The 24,346-nt window shown below is 71.8% G+C and carries 21 protein-coding genes; 11 read left to right on the forward strand and 10 right to left on the reverse strand.

All coding sequences use genetic code 11. The annotated features are described in order from the left end of the window. Positions 1-65: 65 nt before the first annotated feature. From ACGFYN_RS30020 to ACGFYN_RS30035, 4 genes are all read right to left on the reverse strand, one after another. Positions 66-1,505, reverse strand: a complete 1,440-nt coding sequence (locus ACGFYN_RS30020) for a GH1 family beta-glucosidase (protein ID WP_393869019.1) — start codon at positions 1,503-1,505, stop codon at positions 66-68. Between the two features lie 118 nt (positions 1,506-1,623). After that, positions 1,624-2,544 (reverse strand): carbohydrate ABC transporter permease, encoded by a 921-nt coding sequence (locus ACGFYN_RS30025; protein WP_393869020.1) that lies wholly within the window; start codon positions 2,542-2,544, stop codon positions 1,624-1,626. Positions 2,545-2,556: 12 nt separating this feature from the next. Beyond that, positions 2,557-3,552: a carbohydrate ABC transporter permease gene (locus ACGFYN_RS30030; RefSeq protein WP_393869021.1), complete on the reverse strand. Its 996-nt coding sequence runs from the start codon at positions 3,550-3,552 to the stop codon at positions 2,557-2,559. 90 nt (positions 3,553-3,642) lie between these two features. After that, on the reverse strand, positions 3,643-4,953 hold the full coding sequence (locus ACGFYN_RS30035; RefSeq protein ID WP_393869022.1) for an ABC transporter substrate-binding protein: 1,311 nt from the start codon (positions 4,951-4,953) through the stop codon (positions 3,643-3,645). Between the two features lie 313 nt (positions 4,954-5,266). On the opposite strand from ACGFYN_RS30035, the gene ACGFYN_RS30040 reads away from it, so the two are divergent. Continuing rightward, positions 5,267-6,277: a LacI family DNA-binding transcriptional regulator gene (locus ACGFYN_RS30040; protein ID WP_393869023.1), complete on the forward strand. Its 1,011-nt coding sequence runs from the start codon at positions 5,267-5,269 to the stop codon at positions 6,275-6,277. A gap of 216 nt (positions 6,278-6,493) precedes the next feature. Here ACGFYN_RS30040 and ACGFYN_RS30045 read toward each other — a convergent pair whose 3' ends face one another. From ACGFYN_RS30045 to ACGFYN_RS30055, 3 genes are all read right to left on the reverse strand, one after another. Then, a complete protein-coding gene (locus ACGFYN_RS30045) occupies positions 6,494-8,110 on the reverse strand; it encodes a phytoene desaturase family protein (protein ID WP_393869024.1) in 1,617 nt (538 codons plus the stop codon). Continuing rightward, positions 8,103-8,612: an SRPBCC family protein gene (locus ACGFYN_RS30050; RefSeq protein WP_393869025.1), complete on the reverse strand. Its 510-nt coding sequence runs from the start codon at positions 8,610-8,612 to the stop codon at positions 8,103-8,105. Before ACGFYN_RS30050 ends, ACGFYN_RS30045 begins: the two co-directional genes overlap by 8 nt. A 167-nt stretch (positions 8,613-8,779) precedes the next feature. Continuing rightward, a complete protein-coding gene (locus tag ACGFYN_RS30055; RefSeq protein WP_393869026.1) occupies positions 8,780-9,586 on the reverse strand; it encodes a thioesterase family protein in 807 nt (268 codons plus the stop codon). A gap of 168 nt (positions 9,587-9,754) precedes the next feature. Here ACGFYN_RS30055 and ACGFYN_RS30060 point away from each other — a divergent pair, with 168 nt between their 5' ends. Then, positions 9,755-10,960 (forward strand): MFS transporter, encoded by a 1,206-nt coding sequence (locus ACGFYN_RS30060; protein ID WP_393869027.1) that lies wholly within the window; start codon positions 9,755-9,757, stop codon positions 10,958-10,960. A gap of 738 nt (positions 10,961-11,698) precedes the next feature. Further along, on the forward strand, positions 11,699-12,532 hold the full coding sequence (locus ACGFYN_RS30065; protein WP_393869028.1) for an SDR family NAD(P)-dependent oxidoreductase: 834 nt from the start codon (positions 11,699-11,701) through the stop codon (positions 12,530-12,532). A gap of 15 nt (positions 12,533-12,547) precedes the next feature. Here ACGFYN_RS30065 and ACGFYN_RS30070 read toward each other — a convergent pair whose 3' ends face one another. Continuing rightward, complete coding sequence (locus tag ACGFYN_RS30070) at positions 12,548-13,096, reverse strand: GNAT family N-acetyltransferase (protein ID WP_393869029.1); 549 nt, start codon at positions 13,094-13,096, stop codon at positions 12,548-12,550. A 193-nt stretch (positions 13,097-13,289) separates the two neighbouring features. On the opposite strand from ACGFYN_RS30070, the gene ACGFYN_RS30075 reads away from it, so the two are divergent. The 4 genes from ACGFYN_RS30075 (at position 13,290) to ACGFYN_RS30090 (ending at position 17,469) form a co-directional block, all read left to right on the forward strand. Next, positions 13,290-14,450 carry a sensor histidine kinase gene (locus ACGFYN_RS30075; RefSeq protein WP_393869030.1) on the forward strand — a complete coding sequence of 387 codons (1,161 nt, stop codon included), beginning with the start codon at positions 13,290-13,292 and terminating at the stop codon, positions 14,448-14,450. Next, positions 14,447-15,106 (forward strand): response regulator, encoded by a 660-nt coding sequence (locus ACGFYN_RS30080; RefSeq protein WP_393869031.1) that lies wholly within the window; start codon positions 14,447-14,449, stop codon positions 15,104-15,106. The genes ACGFYN_RS30075 and ACGFYN_RS30080 overlap by 4 nt, the downstream gene beginning before the upstream one ends. Positions 15,107-15,223: 117 nt before the next feature. Further along, entirely contained in the window at positions 15,224-15,862 is a 639-nt protein-coding gene (locus tag ACGFYN_RS30085) for a GPP34 family phosphoprotein (RefSeq protein WP_393869032.1), read from the forward strand. Positions 15,863-15,882: 20 nt separating this feature from the next. Further along, complete coding sequence (locus ACGFYN_RS30090; protein ID WP_393869033.1) at positions 15,883-17,469, forward strand: carboxylesterase/lipase family protein; 1,587 nt, start codon at positions 15,883-15,885, stop codon at positions 17,467-17,469. A gap of 357 nt (positions 17,470-17,826) precedes the next feature. Here the strand turns inward: ACGFYN_RS30090 and ACGFYN_RS30095 are convergent, their stop codons facing one another. Both ACGFYN_RS30095 and solA read right to left on the reverse strand, forming a co-directional pair. Next, positions 17,827-18,891, reverse strand: a complete 1,065-nt coding sequence (locus ACGFYN_RS30095) for a DUF2332 domain-containing protein (RefSeq protein WP_393869034.1) — start codon at positions 18,889-18,891, stop codon at positions 17,827-17,829. Between the two features lie 69 nt (positions 18,892-18,960). Beyond that, complete coding sequence (gene solA, locus ACGFYN_RS30100) at positions 18,961-20,121, reverse strand: N-methyl-L-tryptophan oxidase (protein WP_393869035.1); 1,161 nt, start codon at positions 20,119-20,121, stop codon at positions 18,961-18,963. Between the two features lie 248 nt (positions 20,122-20,369). Between solA and ACGFYN_RS30105 the strand changes: the two genes are divergently transcribed. The 4 genes from ACGFYN_RS30105 (at position 20,370) to ACGFYN_RS30120 (ending at position 24,338) form a co-directional block, all read left to right on the forward strand. Next, on the forward strand, positions 20,370-21,341 hold the full coding sequence (locus ACGFYN_RS30105; RefSeq protein ID WP_393869036.1) for a BTAD domain-containing putative transcriptional regulator: 972 nt from the start codon (positions 20,370-20,372) through the stop codon (positions 21,339-21,341). 52 nt (positions 21,342-21,393) lie between these two features. Then, positions 21,394-21,813 (forward strand): type II toxin-antitoxin system RatA family toxin, encoded by a 420-nt coding sequence (locus ACGFYN_RS30110; RefSeq protein WP_393869037.1) that lies wholly within the window; start codon positions 21,394-21,396, stop codon positions 21,811-21,813. 20 nt (positions 21,814-21,833) lie between these two features. Continuing rightward, a complete protein-coding gene (locus tag ACGFYN_RS30115; RefSeq protein WP_393869038.1) occupies positions 21,834-23,084 on the forward strand; it encodes an aspartate aminotransferase family protein in 1,251 nt (416 codons plus the stop codon). Positions 23,085-23,153: 69 nt separating this feature from the next. After that, positions 23,154-24,338, forward strand: a complete 1,185-nt coding sequence (locus ACGFYN_RS30120) for a thioester reductase domain-containing protein (protein WP_393869039.1) — start codon at positions 23,154-23,156, stop codon at positions 24,336-24,338. Positions 24,339-24,346: the final 8 nt, after the last annotated feature.

The raw sequence follows: 24,346 nt of genomic DNA on the forward strand, positions 1-24,346 counted from the left end.
CGGGGGCAGGCTCCGCGGTGGCGGCACCGTGCGGGGCGGGCAGGATGGTGCCGCCCCGGGGCCGGTCAGGCGCCGGGCAGGACGCCGGTGCGCGCCACCTGGGAGTACCAGCGGGCGCTGGCCTTCGGTATGCGCGTGCCTGTCGGATAGTCGACGTAGACGGCGCCGAAGCGCTTGCTGTAGCCGTAGCCCCACTCGAAGTTGTCCAGCAGCGACCACAGGAAGTAGCCGCGCACGTCCGCGCCGTCCTTGACGGCCTGGTGCACGGCGGCCAGGTGACCGCGTACGTAGGCGATCCGGTCGGGGTCGTTGACCTGGCCGGAAGGGTCGGCATAGTCGTCGAACGCCGCCCCGTTCTCGGTGATCACCAGCGGCAGGTCCGGGAAGTCGGAGGCCAGCCGGCGCAACAGGTCGTACAGGCCCGTGGGGTCGACGGCCCAGCCCATGGCGGTGGTGTCGCCGGGGGGTTGGTGGAAGGCGACCAGGTCCGCGCCGGGCCAGGGGCTGTGGGTGCTCCTGCCGTGTCCGTCCGAGTTGTGCGTGCCGCTGCCGTCGGCCTCCGACACCAGGGTGGGCGTGTAGTAGTTGATGCCGAGGAAGTCCAGCGGCTGGTGGATCCGCTCCAGGTCGCCGTCCTGCACGAAGGACCAGTCGGTCAGTGCCACCGTGTCCTTGAGCAGATCCTCCGGGTACTCGCCCCGCAGCATCGGGCCGGTGAAGACCCGGTTGGCGAGGGCGTCGATCCGGCGGGCCGCGTCGGTGTCGGCGTCGCTGCCGGTGAGCGGGCGGACCTCGTGGAAGTTGAGCGTCACCGAGCACTGGGCGTTCGCGGGAAGCACGTCGCGCAGTGCCTGGACGGCCAGCCCGTGCCCGAGGTTGAGGTGGTGGGCGGCGCGCAGGGCGGCGACCGGGTCGGTGCGGCCGGGGGCGTGGACACCGGAGCCGTAGCCGAGGAAGGCGCTGCACCATGGCTCGTTGAGCGTGGTCCAGGTCTTCACGCGGTCGCCGAGGGCGTCCGCCGCGATGGCCGCGTACTCGGCGAACCGCTCGGCCGTGACGCGTTCGGGCCAGCCCCCCGCGTCCTCCAACTCCTGCGGCAGGTCCCAGTGGTAGAGCGTGGCCACGGGCGTGATGCCCTTGGCCAGCAGGGCGTCGACGAGACGGCGGTAGAAGTCCAGGCCCTTCTGGACCGCCGGGCCGCGGCCGGTGGGCTGGATGCGGGGCCAGGCGAGCGAGAACCGGTAGGCGCCGAGGCCGAGTTCGGCCAGCAGCGCGACGTCCTCGCGCCAGCGGTGGTAGTGATCGGTGGCGATGTCGCCGGTGTCGCCGTTGCGGACGCGGCCGGGGGTGCGGGCGTAGGTGTCCCAGATGGAGGGGGTGCGGCCATCTTCGGCGGTTGCGCCCTCGATCTGGTACGAGGCGGTCGCGGATCCCCAAAGGAAGCCGTCGGGGAAGATGCGTGCCGCGTCCGGGGCAGGTCCGCCTTGTCGTGCTGCGGTGACCACGTGGATCCTCTCAGGGGGTGGGTGTGTCGCGGGGTGCGAGGAGATACGGGAAGGGAGGTGGTCCGGTGGCCGGACGGCGCCGGTCCGGAGTGAAGGGCCGGCCGAGGGTCTGTCGACGTCAGCCCTTGACCGCGCCGGCCATGATCCCGCTCACGATCTGGCGGCCGAAGACGACGAACATCGCCAGCAGCGGCAGGGTGCCGAGCAGCGCGCCCGCCATGATCAGGGACTGGTCGCGGACGTAGCCGGCGCTGAGCTGGGTGAGCGCGACCGGGACGGTCGGGTTCGTCATGTCGAGCACCACGAAGGGCCAGAAGAAGTCGTTCCACGCGTGCACGAACGTGATCATGAACAGGACGGCCATCGGGGGCCGTGCGACCGGGAGCACGATGCTCCAGAAGATCCGCAGCGAGTGCGCACCGTCCACGCGGGCGGCCTCGACGAGCTCGTCCGGCAGGGCCTCGGCGAGGTACTGCCGCATGAAGAACACGCCGACCGCGCTGACCAGGGTGGGGAAGATGACGGCGGGCAGCTGCTGCGCCCAGCCGAGCTCGGACATCATCATGAACAGTGGTACGACGCCGAGTTGGGGCGGCACCATCATCGTGCCGATCACCAGCGTGAGCAGGATGTTGCGGCCCCTGAACTTCAGCTTGGCGAAGGCGAAACCCGCCAGCGTCGCGAACAGCACCGTGGACAGGGCGATGACCCCGGCCACGATCAGGCTGTTGATCATGGCCTTGCCCATGGCCGCCTCGCTCCATGCGCGGGCGAGGTTGTGGAACAGGTTGGGGCCGGGCAGGAACGGCGGCGGTGTCTGGCTGACCCGGGTGTTGTCCGTGGAGGCCGCCACCATCGTCCAGTACAGCGGGAAGATCGACACGATCGCCATGAGGGCGAGCAGGACGTAGGCGAGCGGGCCGGCGTGGTGCTGGCGGCCGGCGCGTACGCGCAGCAACCGGCGGCGGGCGCGCGGGGCTTGCGGGGCGGGGGTCCGGACCGGGGTGTCCGTGCGGACCGGGAGAGAGTTGACGGTCATGACGGCTCCAGGTCAGGGCGTGCGGGAGCGCAGCCGGCTGATCAGGCGCTGCGCCACGAAGACGAGGATGAGCAGCAGGAACATCGCCCAGGCGACGGTCGCCGCGCGGCCCATCTGGTAGTTCTTCCAGCCCTCCTCGTACAGGAGCAGACCCAGCGTCTGGTACTGGTTGTCCGCGCCGCCGGTGACCCCGTTGGGCCCCTGGCCGAAGATCAGCGGCTCACCGAAGAGCTGGGTGGCGCCGATGGTGGAGAGCACGATGGTGAAGACGATCGTGGACCGGATCCCGGGCACGGTGACGTTGGTGAACTGCTTCCACCGCGAGGCGCCGTCGATGGACGCCGCCTCGTACCGCTCGGCCGGGATGGCCTGCATGGCCGCCAGATACAGCAGCGCGTTGTAGCCCGTCCAGCGCCAGATCACCATGGTCGAAATGGCCACCTGGGCAGGCCACTTGTCGGCCTCCCAGTCCAGCGGGTGGATGCCGAACCAGCTCAGCACCCAGTTGATCATGCCGAAGTCGCGCTCGAAGAGCATGGTGAACACGAGGGCGGCCGCGCCTACCGAGGTGGCGTACGGCACCAGCGACGCGACGCGGAAGAACAGCGAGGCGCGCATGCGGTAGTTGAGCAGGTGCGCCATGCCGAGCGCCATCAGCAGCTGCGGCACCGTGGAGATGACGCCGATGGTGATGGTGTTCTGCAGCGCGTTCCAGAACCGTGAGTCCTTGAACAGGTTGACGTAGTTGTCGAACGCCACCCACTGCATGGAGTTGAGGGTGGCCAGTTCCACGTGATGCAGGGAGATCCAGGCCGTGTAGATCAGGGGGTAGAAGCTGAACGCGGCGAAGACCACGAAGAAGGGCGCGACGAACGCGTACGGTGCGCCCTTGAGGTCGAGCCGGTGCAGCAGCGCACTGCGCCGCCCACCCGTCCTACCGTCGGGGGCCTTCGTGGGCGGATCCGAACGCTCCTCGCCGGCCAGGGCGTTGGTGGTGGAGGTGGCCACCGGAGTTCCTTCCTGAGAGCGGGTGTCTGAGCCGGGCCCCGGGCGCGCCCGGCAGGGTGCGGTCGCGCCCGGGGAGTCGAAAGCCCTAGGTCAGCCGACTGCCTTGTCGATGCGCTCAGCGGTGGTCTTCCACGCCTCGTCCCGCGACTTGCCCTGCTCGACCAGGGCCAGGCCCTGGGTGAAGGTGTCCTTGATCGTGCCGTCCTTGCGGCCGAGGACCTGCTTGTCGGGGATCTCCTGCGCGGCGGCACCGAAGATCTGGCCGATCGGCGCGTTGCTGAAGTACGGCGAGGCGACGTTCTTGACGTCGGCCTGCTCGAGCGCCTGGCGGGAGGAGGGGAAGTTGCCCAGCTTCTTGAAGATGTACGCCTGCTGCTCCGGCGCGGTCAGCCAGGCGACGAGCTTCTGCGCCTCGGCCTTCACCGGACTCTTCTCCGTCACGCCGAGGAAGGAGCCGCCCCAGTTGGCGCCCTTGGGGGCCCTGGCGACGTCCCACTTGCCCTTGTTCTTGTCACCGGCCTTCTCGCTGATGTGGCTCAGCATCCAGGCCGGGCAGACCGCGCTGGCGAAGGTGCCGTTGGCCAGACCCGGGTCCCAACCGGGCTGGAACTGGCGCAGCTTCGCGCTCAGCCCGTCGTCGGCGGCGTCCGCGGCGAGGTTCCAGGCCTGCTTGACGACCGGGTTCTTGTCGTAGATCAGGTCGCCGTTCTCGTTGTAGTACTGCTGGGGGTAGCCGTAGACCATGGCGTTGAACAGGCCGCTGGAGGAGTCCATGTACGACACGTGGCCGCCCTTGAAGCCCTGCTTGAAGGTGCGGCCGACCTCGACGTACTTCTTCCAGTCGCCCGCCCACAGCTTGCTGACCTGCTCGCGGTCGGTGGGCAGGCCGGCCTTGGCGAAGTAGTCCTTGCGGTAGCACACGGCCATCGGGCCGGCGTCGGTTCCCAGGCCCAGCACCTTGCCGTCCTTGGTGGTGATCTGGGACTGCTTCCAGGGCAGGAAGTGGTCGGTGCCCGGCGTCTTGGAGAAGTCGGCGAAGTTGGCGGCCTGCGTCTCGGTGATCTCCTTGGCGCGGCCGACCTCGATGCCCTGGATGTCCTTGAGGCCGTTGCCCGCGGCGAGATGGGTCTGCAGCGCGGTGTAGTAGGTCTGCTCGTCGCCGGCTATCTCGGCCTTGATCTGGACGTCGGGGTGCTCCTTCTCGTACCGCTCGAGCAGGCCCGACTCCTTGAAGCCCATCACGCCGAACATGCCCATGGTGATGACGGTCTTGCCGTCCTTCTTGCCACCGCCCGTGGCCGAGCCGTCACCGCTGCCGCAGCCGGCGACGAGTGCCAGCGCACCGACGGCCGCAAGCGCTGACGCCAGCCTCTTTCTGCCGAACGAAACGGGACTGCTCATGGATCTCCTCCTAGGCGGCGGCGCAGACGCGTCGGAATGACACGTTTTACGACGACGAGTGCGGCTCTGGTGGGGTAGTGGGAACGTGCCCATCCATACCCAAAAGAAAGGTGGGCACGTTCCCACCGATGCATGGCAGACTCACGGCATCGAGCCGATCTGTCAATGACTTGAAAGCAACGAGGCGAGATTGGCCCCTGCCTCGCGTTCATTTTCTTGGCCGGTGCGGGGCCCGGCCGACCGCGGCGTCTGCGAGAATCGGTGCTGGTCACCAGCGCGGCGGGCACCGCCGCGACTGCCGGGAGGGGAGTGCATGGCTGGGAATCGCCGTCCGACGATCAAGACGGTCGCCGCCCGTGCGGGAGTGGGCAGGACGACGGTGTCCCGGGTCGTCAACGGCTCGGATCTGGTCAGCGCCGACGCACGGGCCAGGGTCCTGGCGGCGATCAAGGAACTCAACTACGTCCCCAACACCGTCGCCCGCGGCCTCGTCACCAGCCGCACCAACGCGGTGGCCCTGGTCATCCCGGAATCCGCGAGCCGGCTCGGCTCGGAACCGTTCTTCGCCGCACTGATCCGAGGCGTCAGCGAAGCGCTCGCCGACAACCGGACGCAGCTCCAGCTGATGCTCGTCCGCGACCAGGCCGAGCGCGAGCAGCTCACCGAGTCGGTGGCGGCACGCCGCGTGGACGGCGTCCTGCTGGTCTCCGTCCATGCCGACGACCCGCTGCCCGCGATGCTGGAGGACATGGGTCTGCCCACCGTCCTGGCCGGCCGCCGCGACATCGGTGAACGGCTGAGCTACGTCCACGCCGACAACGCCGGTGGGGCGGCGGCAGCGGTCCGGCACCTGCTCGGCAGCGGACGCACCAAGATCGCCACGATCGCCGGCCCCCAGGACATGGACGTCGGCCGCAGCCGCCTCGAAGGCTGGCGCACCGCCCACCACGAAGCGGGCATTCCGGCAAGCCAACTCCTGGTCGGGACGGGCGACTTCAGCTGGGAGAGCGGCCGCGAGGCCATGCATTCGCTTCTTGAACGCGTCCCCGACCTCGACGCCGTCTTCGCCGCCTCCGACCTCATGGCCCTCGGCGCCCTGGAAGAACTCCGCCGCCGGCAACGGCAGGTCCCCGGCGACGTCGCCGTCATCGGCTTCGAGGACTCACTCGCCCGCTACGCCCACCCGCCCCTGACGACGGTGCGTCAGCCGGTGGAGGAGCTGGGGCGGGCGATGGTCCGGATCCTCAGCGAGATCACTCAACAGGGGGCGGAGCGGCAGCAGTTGATGCTGGCTACGGAGTTGGTGGTGCGGGAGTCGGCCTAGGGGTGGCCTAGCAGGTGTCTGACGATTCCTAGCGGTGCCGGGGCAGGGGCGGCTTTTGCGGCCGGCGGAGGCCTCAGCGGCGGTGACGGTTGTGGCAGGTGGTGCACTTCCCGGGCACCCGGCCGGCGCAGTCGGAGGTGGCCGGCCCCGCGCAACGGCTCGACCGCCCGGTCCAGTTGGAGGTCCGCCGGGTCGGCGGTGGCGTCGGCGGGGGAGTCATCGTTTGCGGCCCAGGCGGTCCCGGTGGGTCAGGACGCGTTGAACGCGGCTGAGGCCGGCAAGCCGCGGACGCAGGGCCGCGCGGGCGGCGTTGGCCCCCGGGGCCCCGTGCACCCCACCGCCCGGGTGGGCGGAGGCGGAGGCGAGATACAGACCGCGTACGGGCGTCTCGGGACGTCCGGTGCCGGGCACGGGGCGGAAGACGAGCTGCTGGTGCAGCGCCGAGGTGCCGCCGTTGATGGCGCCGTCGTGCAGGTTGCCGTCGAGTGACTGGAGCGTGGGCGGGGCGAGGATTCGACGGGCCCGCACGAGGGAGCGGAAGCCGGGGGCGAACCGTTCGACATGGCGCTCGATCCGGTCCGCCATGATCTCCTGCTCCTTCGTGCTCCAGGTGCCCGTCAGGCCCTCGTCGCCCGCGTCGGACCTGATGACGTGCGGGACGTGGGTGTACGCCCAGGCGGCCTCGGTGCCCTTGGGCGAGCGCGAGGGGTCGGCGGTCGTCATCTGCCCGAACAGGACGAAGGGGCGGTCGGGCACCCGGCCCATGGCGATCTGCGCCGCGAACCGGGTGAGTTCGTCCATGCCGTCGGCCAGATGAACGGTTCCGGCCCGCGCCGCCGCCTCGGCCTGCCAGGGCACGGGACCGTCGCACGCCCAGTCGACCTTGAACGTGGCGAAGTCCCACTCGAAGCGCTTCAGGTCGGTCATCACCTGGGCCGGAAGATGTTCCTCCTCGACGAGTTCGCCGTACAGGAACGGTGCGGAGACGTCGGCCAGGACGGCGCGCCGTGCGGGCACCATCTCGCCGTCGGCGGTGAGCACACCGACGGCTCGTCCGTCGCGCACGACGACGCGGCGCACCCGCCGCCCGCAGCGGAGCACGCCACCTCGCGTCCGCAACCGGCGGACGAGGGCCTGCGAGAGGGCGCCGGAGCCGCCGACCGGGACGGGAAAGCCGTAGGTCTGTCCGAGCATGGACATCAGCCAGCCGAAGCCGCCACTGCCCGCGGCCTCCGGCGCGAGATCGGCATGCAGCGCGTTCCCGGCCAGCAGCAGTTTGCCGCCTTCTTCCCGGAACTCCTCGTCCCCCAGCCGGCGCACCGGCATGACCAGGGTGCGGGCCATGCGCAGGCCGCCGGCCGCCTTCAGCCGTACGGCGAGACGGGCCGTGGCGCTCAGCGGGGGGAAGGGGGTGAACAAGGCGTGCAGGATGTCGGGGCCAAGACGTGTCCACATGTCGTGCAGGCGCCGCCAGGCGTCCCCGTCGCCCGGGTGGAAGGCGTCGAGAGAGTCGGCGGTGGCGTCGATGCGCCGGTCGAGGACCGCGCACCTGCCGTCGGTGAGCGGGTGGGCCAGCACATGGGGCGCGTGGCTCCACCGCAGACCATGGTGCTCGAGGCCGAGACGTGACATCACCGGCGACGCGGCGGCGAGGGGATAGAAAGAGCTGAAGAGGTCGCTGATGAAGTCGGGGTCGACATCCCGGTTGTGACGCACCGCGCCACCGGGCTCGGGCTGCTCCTCCAGTACCTCCACGCTCCATCCCGCGTCGGCCAGCAGGTTGGCCGCCACGAGCCCGTTGGGGCCGGCTCCGATCACCACGGCGTCAGGCATGACCGCCGCCGATGTCGTGAGCCGCCCTGCGCCGTCCGCGCGGGGTCTCCGACCGCTCGGCCCGGGGCTCCCCTTCGCAAACGCGGGCGAGACGGGCCAGCATCGCGCGATGCCGTATCTGGATCAGCGCTTCCATGCCCACGTTGTGGAGCAGCGGGCTCGCTCCCGCCCCCTGCAGCGGGTGCTCGTCGACGACGACCAGGCAATGCTCTCCCCAGGGGCGGAGCTCGATCGCGATCCGGGCCGTCCCCAGCGCACCCGCTTGCGCCTCCAGCCCCAGCTCGGAGCCCTCTTCGTAGTGCCGGACGACTGTCTCGTTGGTCAGCCGCAGCGGGCCAAGAGGGACGGTGTAGCCGATCGCCGAGCCCACCTGCGGCCACTCGCCCCGCACCGGCTCGGAACCCGACGTGCCCACCACCCACTCCGCATACCGGCTGGCGTCCGCGAGTACGGACCACACGGTCTGCGGACTCGCCTTGATCAAGCGATGCCGTACCGCCACACCACACCTCCAGGCCGTCCCGGTGTCGGTTCATGGCCAAGTTCCCTGTACGGCACAGGCGAACCGGAGCAAACCAGAAGTCTCGGGCAGGGGCTGTCACACCGGAAGGGGAGGGGCTGCACCGCGGACGAGCCGCGGCGGTGCCGAACGGCAGTGGCCAGAGCTCGTCAGACGCCCGGCTGCGGCCGGACCGTAAGGATCTGCTCGGCCGTGCCGACCGGGCCGTGGACGTCGTGGAGGATCGTGCTGGTCAGGCCCTGGCCGGTGGGGCCGAAGGTGACGGTGGTGTCCAGGCCCGTCCAGGGGCCGCGCGGCTGGCGGTGAAGGTGGACGGTCAGGTCTACGTTGGGGAACATCCACGCGGTGGGCGACTGGCGTACGGCGATGCCGTTGGCGGTGTCGACCAGGGCGAGATAGGACGCGAGCGGGCTGATCGCGGCGCCGGCGACCAGGGCCAGGGGCGTGGAGATCCAGGCGGTCGTGCGGCCCGGCTGGGGCCGGCCGACCGGGCGGACGTCCACGGAGGCGATGTAGCCGCCGGGCCAGGCGTCGGACATACGCCAGCGGGTCAGCGACTCGGGAGGAGCGAGGCGGTCGTCGGGGCCGCCCGCGATCGCGGCGGTGTCCAGGGCGGCGAGGTACCAGGCGCGGGCCCGGACGACCGGGCGGCCGGCGATCCGTACGACCGCTTCGAGGAGCTCGATGGTGCGCCCGGGACGGACGGTTTCCACCTCGATCTCGCACTCGTCCAGGGCGAGACGGCCGAGGATGTCGTAGCTGATCCGGGAGAGCAGCAGCCCGTTGCCCGGGCCCGCGGCCCGATGGCGGTCGAGGGCGTGGACGATCAGTCCGCCCATCGGGCTGAAGTGCTGCTCGTCCGGGTCCCAGGCACCGCTCGCGTGGGCCGTCGGCTTGTAGCGGTGGTCGTCTATGGCCTCGAAGTAGCTGTCCTGGGGGGTGGTTGAGGTGGACAAGGGCTGTTTCTCCTGAGCCGTGGGTACGTCAGCTGGTCAGCACGTTACCGGGATCGGGCCGTCTCGCTCCCGTGAGAAAGTGCACAATACAAGCACTTCGGTGCCGAGCTGGGACGGGGAGGGGCATTCCCGATGGCCGCTCCCCGGCGGACGATCTAGCGTCGAAGTATGTACTCGTCCCGCGCCGAGCCGGTCGTGGAGACGGTGCCCGGCCTGTCCGCCGGGCCGATCGCGCTGGCCTGGCTGACGCAGTTCATGGTGGGCACCGACCTCTTCGTGGTGGCGCCGCTGCTGCCGCACATCGCCGCGTCGTTCGATGTGTCCGCGACCAGTACCGGGCTGTTGATCACGGCCTTCTCCGTCGCGTACGTGGTGGCTTCGCCCTTTGCCGGGTGGATCTCCGACCGGTGGGACCGGGCCACGGTGCTGACGGTGGCCTTGGTCTGGTTCTCCGCGGCCAACGTCGGGACCGCGCTCGCGCCCGGGTTCGGTGTGCTGCTGTTGGCGCGCGTGGTCGCAGGTATCGCGGCCGCGGCGACCGGCCCCACCGTGTACGCCCTGGTCAGCACCCGTGCGCGGCCTCAGGCCCGGGCGCAGGTGCTGGCCGTGGTGGGGTCGGGGCTGCTGACCGCGCTGTGGGTGGGGGCACCGGCCGGATCGCTGCTGGGGCGGTATGTGGGATGGCAGGCCGCCTTCGTCATCCTGGCCGGGGGCACGTTGCTGCTGGCGTTCCCGCACGCGTTCGTCTGGCGTGCGCGTCCGGTGCCGGCGGCCGTCGCCCCGGCGAGGGCGCCGCATCATGTCGGGCGGCCCGGTGCCGCGACGGCCGCCGTCGCGGTGACGACGCTGTGGGCCTTCTCCGTCTACAGCCTGTACACCTTCCTTGCCGTCGCGCTGCACGCCGACGGCCGGTCCGCCACGGTGACCTGGCTGCTCGTCGTCTACGGCGTCGGTGCCGTCGTCGGCGGGCAGGTGGGCGGCCGGTTCGCGGACCGGGCCGATGCCGCGCGCGTCACCGCCGTGGCACTGGCGCTGACGGCGGTCCTGGAGGCCGTGGTGGGGCTGGTTTTCGGCGTGACGTGGGCGCTGGCCTGTGCGCTCGGGTTGTTCGCGTTCGTCGCCTACGCCTTCTTTCCGGCCCAGCAGCGTCACCTCGTCGATCTCTTCCCCGAGCGGGCGACCGCCGTCCTCTCATGGAACAACAGCGCGCTGTTCGTGGGACTGTCCCTGGCGGGTGCCGTCGGTGGGCAGGTGGTGCATGCGCTGGACTACCCCGCGTTGCTGTACATCGGCGCGGCGGTGGCGGTACCGGCGTGCCTTGTTGCCGTCGGTGGTCTGTGGGGGCGGCGGCGTGAGAAGGCGGAACGGCCGTGACGGACAGGGCGGCTCCGGCACCGCGGGAGCCGGCCGCGGCCGTTACAGGCAATACCCGTTGGGCCATCGGGCTGTTGCGCGAACTCACCCTGCCCAAGGCCGGGCGTCGTTGACGAAACGGGGCGGCCCACCGCCGGGCTGTCTGCAGGGTGGGTGCCGGCTCCGGATGACCGTCCCGCCGCCTGTTGCCACCTCGGACAGCTCGTCCTCGGCACCCAGGCGGCCATGGACGCCGAACGTTCCGAACGTCGTCAGCGCCGCCTTCTACCACCCACACACCCGCGCGGTGCCGGTCGAACCCGGAAGGATCGAGGAGTACGTGCTCCGGCTCTACCCCTTCGCCGCCACCTGCCGGCCGGGCCACCGCCTGGTCGCGGAGCTGTCCAACGACGAGCCCCTGGCCGACCCGCACAACTCCCTGCTGCCGCCGGACGCGTTCCACCTGCCGGTGGGCCGCCCGGTCACCCACAGGATCTACCGCGACGCCGCGCACCCGAGCCGTCTCGTGCTGCCCTTCACGACCGTGAGGGCGACGGACGCGGCGGCGGACGCCACGCGCTGGAGGTCACCATGCGGGAGGCGCGGAGGAGTTGGGGTTCGCGCGTGTCAGGCCTTGTCAGCGCGCGGGCCGGTGAGCCGGTCCGCTCACTACGGTGGTCGGCACGGGCGAGGTGCGGGACGCGCCGGCCATGCCCTGCCAATGCGCGGTGCCAGCCGTCATGCCGAAAGGGAACAGCCATGAGTTCTGCCCCGACCGTCCCGACCACCGCCCTCGTCACCGGCGCGTCCTCCGGGCTCGGCACGGAGTTCGCCTCCCAACTCGCCGCCCTCGGTCACGATGTGGTGCTGCTGGCGCGCTCCCGCGACCGGCTGGAGGAGCTCGCCGCCGAGCTGACCAGGACCCACGGCGTCAAGACGCACGTGGTGGTGCAGGACCTCGCGCAGCCCGACGCGGGCCGAAGGGTGGCCCGCGAACTGGCCGACCGGTCCCTCCACATCGACCTGCTGGTCAACAACGCCGGTTTCGGCACCGCAGGTCGCTTCGAGGAGATCGCCCCCGAACGCGACCACGACATGCTGATGGTGAACGTCGTCGCCCTCGTCGACCTCACCCACGAACTCCTGCCGGGCATGCTGGAGCGCGGCAACGGCGCCGTCCTCAACGTCGGTTCGACGGCCGGCTACCAGCCCAGCCCCTACCTGACGACCTACAGCGCATCCAAGAGCTTCGTGCTCAACTTCTCGCTCGCGCTGCGGCAGGAGTACCGGGGGAGGGGCGTCAAGGTCACCGCCCTGTGCCCGGGCCCGGTCGAGACGAAGTTCTTCGAGGTCATCGGCACCCGCAACGCCGCCGTCGCCGGCAGCTTCACCACTCCCGAGCCGGTCGTCCGCACGGCCCTGAAGGCGCTCGACCGCGACCGCGCCTACGTCACTCCCGGTCTCGCCAACGCCATCTCCGCCCACCTCACGCCGCGCCGCCCGCGCACCCTGGTCGCCTGGGTCGGCGAGCTGATCTGCCGCAAGGCGCTGCGGCCCGAGCGGGGCGCGGGCGCGCACGCTGCGGCGAGCTGACGGAAACAGCCCGGCTCAGCCGGTCGGTGCCGGCGAGGACCGCACGCCGAACCACTGCTCGGCGCCGTACTCCTCGAACCGCTCCACCTCGGTGAACCCCAGCTGTGCCGCGAGGCGCATGGAGCGGTCGTTGGCGGTCTGGGTGGTGAGCACCACCGGCTCGCCCGGGAGTACGGCGGCGAACCAGTCGAGCGTCGCCGTGCACGCCTCGGCGGCGTATCCGTGTCCCCACGCCTGCGGCAGGAACATGTAGCCGAGTTCGACCTCACCGGCATCCGGGCGGATGCGCCCCGGTCGCTCCCCGTCGCGCCGGTCGAGCGTGACCATGCCGATCGCCGCTCCGTCGAGGTCGATCACGAAGAAGCCGGGGCGCCGCCCGGGTACCTCAAGAACCGTGCGTTCGAGCTCCTCGCGCGGTCGCGGTCCACCGACGTAGGTGCCCACCTCCGGCGAGGCGAACAGCTCGATCAACGCCGAACGGTCTCGGGCCTCGGACTCGCGGAGCACGAGCCGTTCGGTCTCTATCGGGGCAGGTGGCCAGACGACGGGTCCGAGTCCATTCATGCCGGGCAACGTATCGCACGCCCGTGCGGACGATCCGGAACGCCTCAGCATCATGCGGCCATGGGATGTCGTGCGCGATCACCATCAGCGCCGCCCCGCCGACCGACATCGACGGACACCCGTTACTCACAAACGCACCGACCTGGCCCACTGGTTCGACCGAGCCGGTCGCGCCGCTGGATAGGGTCGGAGTGTGGAGCACAGCAGGCAGCCGGACGACGCGTTCGCCGGGGAAGCGCGGGGTGAGCTGTCGCCCCGGGCGGCTCGGGCGTTGTGGTCGGGGTCGGCCGGTCTGGTGCTGGGTGTGCTGGGCACGTCGGTGCTCGTCGCCGGTGCCGACCACGGCCGGCGACTGCCCGTGGCGGTGGTCCTGGTCCTCGCGCAGGCCGGTGCCCTGAGGTGGCAGGCGCGCGCACCCCTCGCCGTACTGGCCGTGAACGCGGTGACAGGACTCGCGGTATGGGCGCTCCTCCCCGCCGTGTCCCTGACGGGAGCGCTGCTCGCCGCGCAGGTCACGTTGTGCGTGCTGTCGGCGACCAGGCCGCGGCGGGTTTCGGTGTGGGCGCTGGCGGCGATGTGCCTGCCGGCGCCCTTGGCGTTCGGGGCGGGCGGCCCGGCGGGTCTGTCGGTCTATCTGCTGACGGTGATCCTGGCGTGGACCGCGGGGCAGTGGCGCAGGGCGCAGCAGGAACGCACGCGGGCGGAGGCGCGCCGGGCCGTGGTGGAGGAGCGGGCGCGGATCGCGCGCGAGGTGCACGACGTCGTGGCGCACACCCTGTCGGTGATGGTCGTTCAGGCGGGCGCCGCCGACGACGTGTTCACCGAACGGCCCGAGCAGGCGCGTGAGGCGTTGCGGGCCATCGAGACGGGCGCCCGCTCGGCGCTCGGCGAACTGCGCCTGCTGCTGCGGGCGTTCAGGCCCGAAGCGGGGAACGACGAGTCGCTGGCACAGTTGCGGCCCTCGCTCGCGCGCCTGGACGAGCTGGCCGACACCGTGCGGGCCACCGGGATCACCGTGCACGTGCACCGCGAGGGCGCCCTCGACGTCCTCCCGGCGGCGGTGGACCTGGCGGCGTACCGGATCGTCCAGGAGGCCTTCACCAACATCCTGCGCCATGCAGCCGGTGCCGACGAAGTGAGGGTGCGAGTGACGGCCGAAGGGGAACGAGTGAAGGTCACCGTGGTCGACAACGGCCGTACGCGACAAGGTAGTTCGGCCACGGGGGGAGCGGGGCGCGGGCTGGTGGGGATGAAGGAGCGCGCCCGGCTCGTGGGCGGCAGCCTGCACGCCGGGCCATTGCCCGGAGGCGGATTCGAAGTGGCGGCGCAGCTGCCCTCGGGGGACGCGTCATGACGCTGCGTGTGGTGGTCGCCGACGACCAGGCTCTCGTCCGTACCGGCTTCCGCATGATCATCGACGCGCGGGACGACCTCGAGGTGGTCGGCGAGGCCTCCGACGGCCAGGAGGCGGTACGGCTGACCCGGGACCTGGCGCCGGACGTGGTGCTGATGGACGTACGCATGCCCGTCGTGGACGGCATCGAGGCGACCCGGCGGATCGTGGACCACGGCAGCCCGGCCCGGGTGCTGGTGCTGACCACCTGGGACGTGGACTCGCACGTCGTCAACGCCCTGCGAGCCGGAGCGAGCGGCTTCCTGCTCAAGGACATCCGCCCCACCGAACTCGTCGAAGCGATCCGCCTCACCGCGCGCGGCGACGCGCTCCTCGCGCCCACCGTGCTCAGCCGCGTCCTCGACCGGTTCCTGCGCACCACGCCCGACCCGGCGCCGCCGCCCTCCCTGAAGGACCTCTCCGGCCGCGAGCGCGAGGTGCTCACCCTGATCGGCCAGGCCCTGTCGAACGCCGAGATCGCCGAACGGCTGGGCCTCTCGGAGGCCACCGTCAAGAACCACGTCACCGCGGTACTGCGCAAACTGGCCCTGCGCGACCGCGTCCAGGCCGTCGTCGCCGCCTACGACCACGGCCTCGTGGAGCCGCGCCGCCCCTGACGTCCCGGGCGCCTCCTCCTCAAGGAGGAGGCCGGGCCGCGATCCTCCTGGGCTCCCAGTGCCGGACCGCTCCCATGGCCGATCCGCGGCCGGGTCACCCGGCCGTAGCGTCGAAGTGTGATCGACGACCTGCCTTGCCTCATGTATCTGCTCGCCTACGACGACGCGGCCGAAGGCCCCTACGACCGTCCCCGGACCCGGCTGCTGCTCCGGGCCGCGGCCCTGATCGACCTCGCTCTGCGCGGCCGGCTGCGGGAGAACGACGGCACCGTCACCGTCTCCGGCACCCGGCCGACCGGCAACCCCGCCCTGGACCGCATGCTGCACGACGCGGCCGGCGGCCACGGCTGGAAGCACCTCGTGCGCACCCACCGCAAGCGGACCCTGACGGAGGTGGAGGACCGGCTCGCCGCGGCCGGACTCCTCACCGTGAAGGAACCCCGCACCCCTTTCGGCTCCCGGCGGGTCACGCTCGCGGACCGTGGTCTGCCCACCGCCCTGCACGCGCGCGTGTCCACGGCGCTGCGCGGCGAAGACCCCGTGCAGGACATCCCCGCCGCCGACGCCGCGCTGCTCGCGCTGGCCGCGGCGGGCGCCGTCCGCTCGGTCGTCTCCCGGCAGGACCAGAAGACCTACCGGGCCCGCATCGACGCCTGCACGGGAGCTCTCGCCGCTCTCGCGCCCGGCCTGGAGAAGGCGGTACGCGACCTGCCGACGACCATGATCGCCGCGCAGGGCGGCATGGGCGGCAGCTGACCGACCGAAACGGGGAGACGATGACCATGCACCGCGTCCTGACCACCCTGGGCTGCGCCCTGACCGCCGTCCTCGCGACGGCCTGGTCCGCAGCACCACCGGCGCAGCCCGCCAAGCCCGCCGCCGCCACGACGGTCCGCACCCACGACGGCCTCGTGCGGGGCGCCCCCCACGACGGCTACCGCACCTTCGAGGGCGTCCCGTACGCGGCGCCCCCGGTCGGCAGGCTCCGCTGGGCACCGCCTCACCGCGCGGCCGCCTGGCCCGGGGTACGGGACGCGACCCGCCCCGCGAGCGCCTGCCCGCAGCCGGCCGGTGAGGTGCCCGGCGGCAGCACCGACGAGGACTGCCTCCATCTCAACGTCACGACACCCGACGGCGTACGACCGGCACACCCGCGGCCGGTCGTCGTGTGGCTGCACGGCGGCGGCTTCACCACCGGAGCGGGCAGCTCCTACGACGCCCACCGCATGGCCACCCGCGGAGATGTCGTGGTCGTCACCCTCAACTACCGCCTAGGAGCTCTGGGTTTCCTCGCGCACGGCGGTCTGCCCGGCTCCGGCACCTTCGGCCTGGCCGACCAGCAGGCGGCGCTGCGCTGGGTCCGCGCCGAGATCGGGGCCTTCGGCGGCGACGCGCACAACGTGACGCTGGCCGGTGAATCGGCGGGCGGCTACAGCGTCTGCACCCAACTCGCCTCACCCTTTGCCGCGGGCCTCTTCGACCGGGCGATCATCGAGAGCGGTCCGTGCACCGGCCGCGCCGACCGCCCCTTCGCCCCGTCCTCCGTCCCGCTGTCCACGGCTCGTGCCACGGGCGCGGACCTCGCGGCCAAGCTCGGCTGCGGCTCGGCCCGCGACGTGATGGCCTGTCTGCGGCGCGTGCCCGTCTCCCGTCTGCTCGAGGCCCAGGGCACGGACCAACAACCCGCGTACGCGACCCGGTTGCTGCCCGAAGACCCCGCACCGGCGATCACCTCCGGCCGCTTCCACCACGTCCCCGTCCTCCTCGGCAACAACCACGACGAGGGCAACGGCTGGGCCGCCGGGATCATCCAGGCCGGCAACCCCGTCACCCCCGACACCTGGCCCGACGTCGCGGCCGCCTTCTTCCCCGACCCGGGGCAGGCGAAGGCGATGGTCCACGAGTACCCGGTGCACCGGACCGACGGCGGCCCGGTCTTCGGCGCGGTCATCGGCGACGCCGACTTCGCCTGCCCGACCGCGCGCACGGACAGCCTGCTCGCCACTCAAGTACCGGTCTGGCGCTACGAGTTCGCCGACGAACACGCCCCGCCACTCACGTCCGGCACGCCGCCGTTCCCGCTCGGCGCCCCGCACGCCAGTGAACTGCCCTACCTCTTCGACCTCGGCGGCCGCCCCCGCGACCTGACCGCAGCACAGCACCGCCTGGCCGACACGATGATCGACTACTGGACGGCCTTCGCCCGCACCGCCGACCCCGACGGCCCCTCGTCACCGCCCTGGTCCCGGCAGACGGTGCAGTCCCTGGCACCGGACCACGTCGTCCCGACCGGCACGGCACTGGCCCGCCACCACTGCGGGTTCTGGGACGCCCTGACGGCGCGTGGCAGCGATTCCGGGTGAGGAGGAGGCCGGCTGCCGCCACCCCGGCCGGGGCCCGGCACAGCATGCCCGCCGCCACGTAGCCGAAGACGGTCGACGTGACGAACGACAGGGCGGCCAGGGTGCCCACGACGGCGCGAGTGCCGTGACCACGACGACGACGGCGGCGATGGCGGGGGAGAGGCCGTAGGCCCGCTGGAACATGGTGGAACGCTCGGACCGTTCCGAGGACAGCAGATGAACGACGCCCTTGATCAGCATCACCGGCCCCACCACGGCGAACACCCCGCCGGCGTGGTCGACGTGGGGAATTGACGTGATCTTGACGCGGCTACGGTTCTCGAAGCCGCTCAGCGCCCAGAACCGCGCGAAGCATCGCTAGGAGTCCGCCCGCCACGCCAGCAATCGCCCGCGTGACCAGCAGCGACCGACGGCCTCGGCGTGCACTGCCGAGTGCCGGAACACGGCCACACCGATGATGCTGTGCCCGGAAGCGTGCCGATCGCCCATCGTCGGTACCGCCGGCGCGACGCCGACCCCCTCCACCGACACCCACGCCACCGCCCGGTCGGTCGCCGCCTCGTCGAGGCGGTGCAGGAAGCGCAGACGGCATTCGAGGGGGAGCCGCGACAGGGCCCACGTCGTGGTGACGACCGGCAGGGCACCCTCGGGCACCCGGGCCAGGGCATCGGGCAGCACCTCGACCGCGTCACCCCCCAGCAGCGTCGGAGGAGCCGTCGCCGCCAACGCCAACTCCGCCTCCAACTGCGCGGCACGTTCCGGCTGGTCCGGCGGCAGACAGGCACGCAGCCAGCGCGCGGCGTCCGCGTCGGTCACGTCGACCGGATCGGCATCGACGCCGACACGGGCCACGACCTCGGGCATCGCCCGCGCCGGCAGAGGCCGTTCGCCCACGACCGAAGCCGAGAACTGCACCGGAGACGACGCATCGCCCAGCACCTGCCCGTTGCCGTAAGTGATGCCCACGCGACCGACGTCGAGATTGAGCCCGGCCGAACAGCCCACGTCGATCAGCCCGATCGCATCGGCGCCCACTCGACGCGCCGCCTCGGCGACGGCCGGATACAGCACGGCGCAGCGCCCGGTCTCGTCGGCCCGCGGTTTGCGGCGTACGGCGACGGCCACGACCTCGTCCGTCATGCGCACGAGCGTGTCGATCGCCGCTCCGGCAGCGGCATCCAAGTCCCCGGCCGCATAGGCCGCGGCAAGCGCCGGGGCCCGTCCGGCGAGGGCGACGTCGTGCAGCGCGGCGAGGATCACTGTGGGATGCCGCTTGCGCGCGGGCGCCGACTCGACGGCCAGCAAGGCCTTCTCGGACTCACTCAGGGCGACGGCGACGCGCTCGTACAACGGCGACGTCCCGGCGACATCGACCTCACCGAAGCGCCGGTACACCTGCGCGAGCGTGCGGGCCTTCGCCACGGTTACGGCACCTCCTGCGGTCGGCCCCGGCAACCCGGCGAGTCTAGTCTCCCGGCCACCGCACAGGCGTCAGCTGAAGCGGTCCGGCGACAGGTGGGCCAGCGGCATCGGTGAGGGCGTGTTCGTCGTCAGGTCCGCGATCGCCTCGCCGATGCCGGGGGCCTGGGCGAAGCCGTGGACGCCCGCGCCGCCCGCGACGACCACGCGACGATCGGCGTCCGGACGGCCGAGGACGTACAGGCCGTCCGGGGCGTAGGTCCGGGTGCTCACCGCCACCCGGGCCGGGACCGTCTCCAGGCCCGGCACCTTGGCCGGCAGCAGCCGTGCCAGGTCCGACCAGTCCTCTGCGGTGACCGAGCGGTCGGTGTCCTCGGGGTCGAAGGGCTTGCCCTCGCCCACGCCGTCGTAGAGGCCGAGGCTCACGTCCTGGCCGTCCTGGGCGCCGTTGCCCCACAGGATGCGGCCGTCGTCCAGCTCCCGCCTGAACGAAGGAAAACTCTCGGCGTCGAAGCCGCTGTCCGCCTCCAGTTCGCGGAACCAGGTCAGCGGCATGCGGACCGTCTGCAGCGGCAGCCCGGGCAGCAGGGCGGGCAGCCATGCCCCGGCGGCGAGTACCACCTGGCGGGCGGTCAACGATGAGTGGGGCGTGTGCAGCCGGACGCCGCCCGGGATGGGCTCGACCCGGGTGATGCGGGAGTCGGTGGTGACGCGGGCGCCCGCCCGCTTCGCCGCGGCCAGCATGGCCCGCAGCGCGGGCTCCGGCCGTACGACGCCCGCGGACGGCTCCCACACCCCGATGTGGCGACGGGGGACGCCGGTGTGGCGCGGGTAGCGAAAGCGCAGCGCGGAGGCGGTGAACGTCCTTACCGGGACTCCGTGTTCGCGGGCCGCGCGGAGCGTGCCGCCCGCGACCCGCCCGTCCTCCGGGCCGATGGCCAAGCCACCGCCGGCCGTGAACAGGCTCTCCGGTCCCGGGGCCATGTCCCGTCCTTCGTCGGCCAGTTGCTCCCACAACTCCCTCGACCTGCGTGCCAGCGGCACCAGGCCGGGGTGGTCGGGGCGGGCGAGTCGCAGCATGCGGGAGCCGCCGTGGGAGGAGCCCAGCGCGTGGCCGACCGTATAGCGGTCGAGGCCGACGACGTCGACTCCGCGGGACGCCAGCCGCCACAGGGCGGCCGCTCCCCATGCTCCGAGCCCCACCACCGCGGTCTCAGCGTCCCAACGGGTCATGTCGGCCTGCTCCTTGACGCTCGTCACCTTGCCTGGGCCAGTCGACCAGTCCCGCACGGCACCCGGCATGAGTAACCGGCACTCAGCTCGCCCCGGCGATCGCCACCCGTGCGGCGGCATCAGGTGCCGTCGGCCGGGGGAGTGCGGCCCCGCTTTGGAGTACCCGGGTACTCATGCGTGCGGCCTTGCGTGCGTGATCACCTCGTGGTGCGGCGTGGTGCAGGCCGCGACGACTGGTGGAGGTTTCGATGCAGTTCCGGGTACTGGGACCCCCTGCGATCTACGACGACGTCAAGCAGCGGAGTGTTCAGCTGACCAGTCCCAAACAGCGGGCGCTGTTCGGGGCGTTGCTGGTGCGTCTGGGGACTCCGGTGCCGACGGACGAGCTGATCCACGAGCTGTGGGGGAGCAGCGCGCCGGACAAGGCCGGCAACGCGCTGCAGGCCCATGTCTCCCGGCTGCGGCAGCAGTTGATCGAGCTGGAGCCCTCGCGGGCGAACACCCCGCGGCTGGTCGTCCGCGGCTCCGGATATGTGCTGCAGGCCCGGCCCGACACGCTGGACAGCGTGCAGTTCCGGCTCCAGGTGACCCGGGCGCGGCGCCTGGTGGACTCCGACCCGCATGCCGCTCTGCTGCTGCTGCGCAAGGCGCTCGGCCTGTGGCGCGGACGAGCCCTGGACGGCGGCTCGCGCGGACCGCTCTGCTCCGCCGCCGCCGCCCGCCTCGAGGAGGAGCGGCTGGTGGCGCTCGGGGACCTGTGCGAGGCCTCGCTGCGCATCGGGCAGCATCATCAACTCGTCAACCAGCTGGAGGAGTTGGTCGTCGCTCATCCGCTGAACCTGCGGTTCAAGGACCAGCTGGCCGTCGCGCTGGAGCGCTGCGGACGGCACGGTGAGGCGCGCGTGGTGCGCGAGACGGCCAGGCGGCCCGCCGCGGACCTGCCGGGCCCGCACGGCCGGACCGGCAACGTCCGGGTACTGCGCGAACCGGGCAGCGTACGGACCGAGGCCGTGGAGAAGGCTGGTGCGGAACACGCCCCGGAGCGGCCCGGCGCCGCCGACCTGGTCGACGGCCCCGGCACCCAGGGCCACGAACTGGCGCGCCTGCGCGTCCGGGTGGAGGAGCTCACCCAGGTGCAGCACGCCCTCCGCTCGGAGATGGAACGCCTCGCGGCGCTGGTGGAGGAGAGGTTTCCCGCCCGCCGCAAAGACTCCGCGTGATCACCCCCCACCGCTCCTTTCCCTGTTACGTCCCGTCGAAGAGGACTTGATCATGCACGTACTGCACAACACGGCCCTGGGCTCCGGCACGCCGGACGCGGTGTGGAAGGTGCTGGTGGACTGCGAGGAGTTCGCCGGCTTCATGGAGGGCGTCCACGAGGTGACGATCACCGGCGGCGACGGCGACCGCCGCACCACCGACTGGGTCGTCGAGCTCAAGTGCTCGGAGATGGAGTGGCAGCAGGAGGACCTGCTCGACCACGCCGAACGCCGCTGGACGTTCCGTCAGACCGACGGCGACCTCGCCCACTACGAGGGCTACTGGCAGGTGGTCGAGGACGCCGAGGGCGTCGGGCTGGAACTGAAGGTGGAGTTCGACGTCGGGCTGCCCATGCTCGCCGACATGATCCACCCGGCCGTCGCCAAGGCCCTGGAGAGCTACCAGCACGAAATCGTCCAGCGCAGCCGATAGGACCCGGAGGAGACACTGACATGTCCGTGATGACCACGACCACCGTCGATGCCAAGGCCACCTTCCGGCGGGTGAAGCGCCACTTCTCGCCCGCGCTCGCGACGGCCGGCAAGTTCACCGGCCAGGGAGCCGTGGAGGTCGCCGCCGAGGGCTCCCGGGTGATCCTCTCCGACGGCCGGAGCCTGCTGGACTTCGGCTCCTACGCGGTCGCCCTGCTCGGCCACGGCAACCCGCGGATCACCGAGGCGGTCCGCGCCCAGCTGGACCGCATGCCCGCCTCGACCCGTTCGGTGCAGACCTCCGTGGCCCCGCTGGCCGCCGAGCGCCTGGCCGACTACCTCGGCGGCGGCCTCGGCCGGGTCTACTTCGGCTGCGGCGGCGCCGACGCCGTGGAGGTGTCGGTCAAGCTCGCCCGCATGGCCACCGGCCGCACCACCGTCCTCGCGGTCGACGGCGCCTTCCACGGCAAGACCCTCGGCGCCCTCGCCCTGACCGACAACCCGCGCTTCAAGACGGGCCTGGAGCCGCTGCTCCAGGGCGTCGTGCGCATCCGCCCCGACGACCCGCAGGCCGTCGCGCGGGCGATGCGCGAACACGACGTCGCCGCCGTGGTGTTCGAGCCTGTGCAGGCCGAGAACGGGGTGCAGATCCTGGACGAGGCGGTGCTCGCACAGTGGTGCCGTGACGCCCACGAGCAGGGCGCGTTCGTCATCGCCGACGAGATCCAGGTCGGCCTGCGCCGCTGCGGACCGCGCTCGGTGGCGCTGGCGGCCGGGCTCGACGTGGACTGTGTGCTGCTCGGCAAGCCGCTCGGCGGCGGCGTCATGCCGGTCTCGGCCGCGGTGTGCAACGACCGGCTGTTCGCCCCGCTGCTGGCCGACCCGATGGTGCACACCGCCACCTTCAGCGGCCACCCCCTGTCCACCGCGGTGATCCCCGTGGCCCTCGACCTGATCGAGCGGCACGCCGAGGACGGCGAGTGGATCGAGGCCGCGATGGCCCGCGGACTTGCGGAGCTGCGCGAGCAGTTCTCCGACGTCGTGGTCGAGACCCGCGGCCGCGGGCTGCTGTGGGGCGTCGACTACCGCTCGCCTGAGCTCGCCGGCGACGTCCTGACCGGGCTCGCGCAGCGCGGCATGGTCGTCTCGCCCTGCCTGAGCCGACCCACCACCATTCGCCTGCTCCCGCCGATCGTCGCCACCGAGGCCGACGTCAAAGAGGCGCTGCTCATGCTCACCGACGCGACAGCCGGGGCGGCCGCCGGCGCGTAGTGCGTCGCAGCCGGCCCGGGCGGCGCGACTCCGGAAACGGAACGTCACCGGAAGGACCGTAGAAAACCCATGACTTCGACGAAACTCACGGACGTCGCGGAGGAGTTCGCCGCCGATGTCGTCCTGGCCGACGACATCTCCGGCTTCTCGGCACCGGACCCGCAGACGGTGTCCGAGGTGTTCCTCACCGGTGCCACCGGCTTCCTCGGGGCGTTCCTGCTCAGGGACCTGCTGCGGCAGGGCCTCGTGGTGCACTGCCTGGTCCGCGGTGCGGACGAGGCCGCCGCCCGGGCCCGCCTGGAGGACAACCTGCGTACCTACGAACTCCTCGACGGCCTCGACATGGACCGGGTACGCGTCCACACCGGGGACATCACCCGGCCCCGGCTGGGCCTGGCGCAGGAGACGTACACCGATCTCACCGGACGGATCGGCGCCGTCTACCACTCGGCGGCCAAGGTGAACTTCCTGACCATCTACAAGTGGCTGCGCAAGGCGACGGTGGAGGCCACGCACGAGATCCTGCGGCTGGCCTGCGCCGCCGGAGCCCCGCTGCACCACGTCTCGACCACGGGTGTCTTCTACGCCGGTACCGACCGCACGCCGCGCGGTGAACTCGACCCGACCGGGCCGCCCGAGGACCTGTCGCTGGGCTACACCAAGAGCAAGTGGGTCGCCGAGCAACTGGTGCTGGAGGCATCCCGGCGCGGGGTGCCGGTGACGATCCACCGCCCGGGCCAGGTGTGGGGCGACTCGCAGTCCGGGGCCTGCCAGCCGAACGACTTCGTGTGGCGGTTCATCAAGGGCTCCCTCCAACTCGGCCTGTATCCCCGGCGGTTCCGCCTGGAGATGAACATGGTGCCGGTGGACTACGTCAGCGCCGTCATCGTCACCGCCTCCCGGCACCCGGAGGGCATCGGTGGCATCTACCACCAGGTCTCGCCCGGCACGCTGGACTCCGAGCGGATCCTGAAGCTGATGCGCGGCGCCGGCTACGAGGTGCAGGAGGTCAGCATCCTGAAGTGGATGAAGGCCATCGCCGCCGACCTCACCAACTCCATGGCCCCGCTGCTGAGCATCCTGGCGGAGTCGGACAAGGTGGAGGTCGCCGAGTTCGCCGACGACCTCACCCGCGACCTGCTCAAGGGCACCGGCGTCGACTGCCCCGCGATCGACGAGGCGGTGTTCGGCGCCTACGTCGCCTACTTCGTGCGGCACGGCATCCTGCCGGCCCCCCAGGCGCAAGACGCGTAGGCAAGGCG

Origin of the sequence: Streptomyces sp. NPDC048419 (assembly GCF_043200415.1) — a bacterium.
GTDB lineage: Bacteria > Actinomycetota > Actinomycetes > Streptomycetales > Streptomycetaceae > Streptomyces.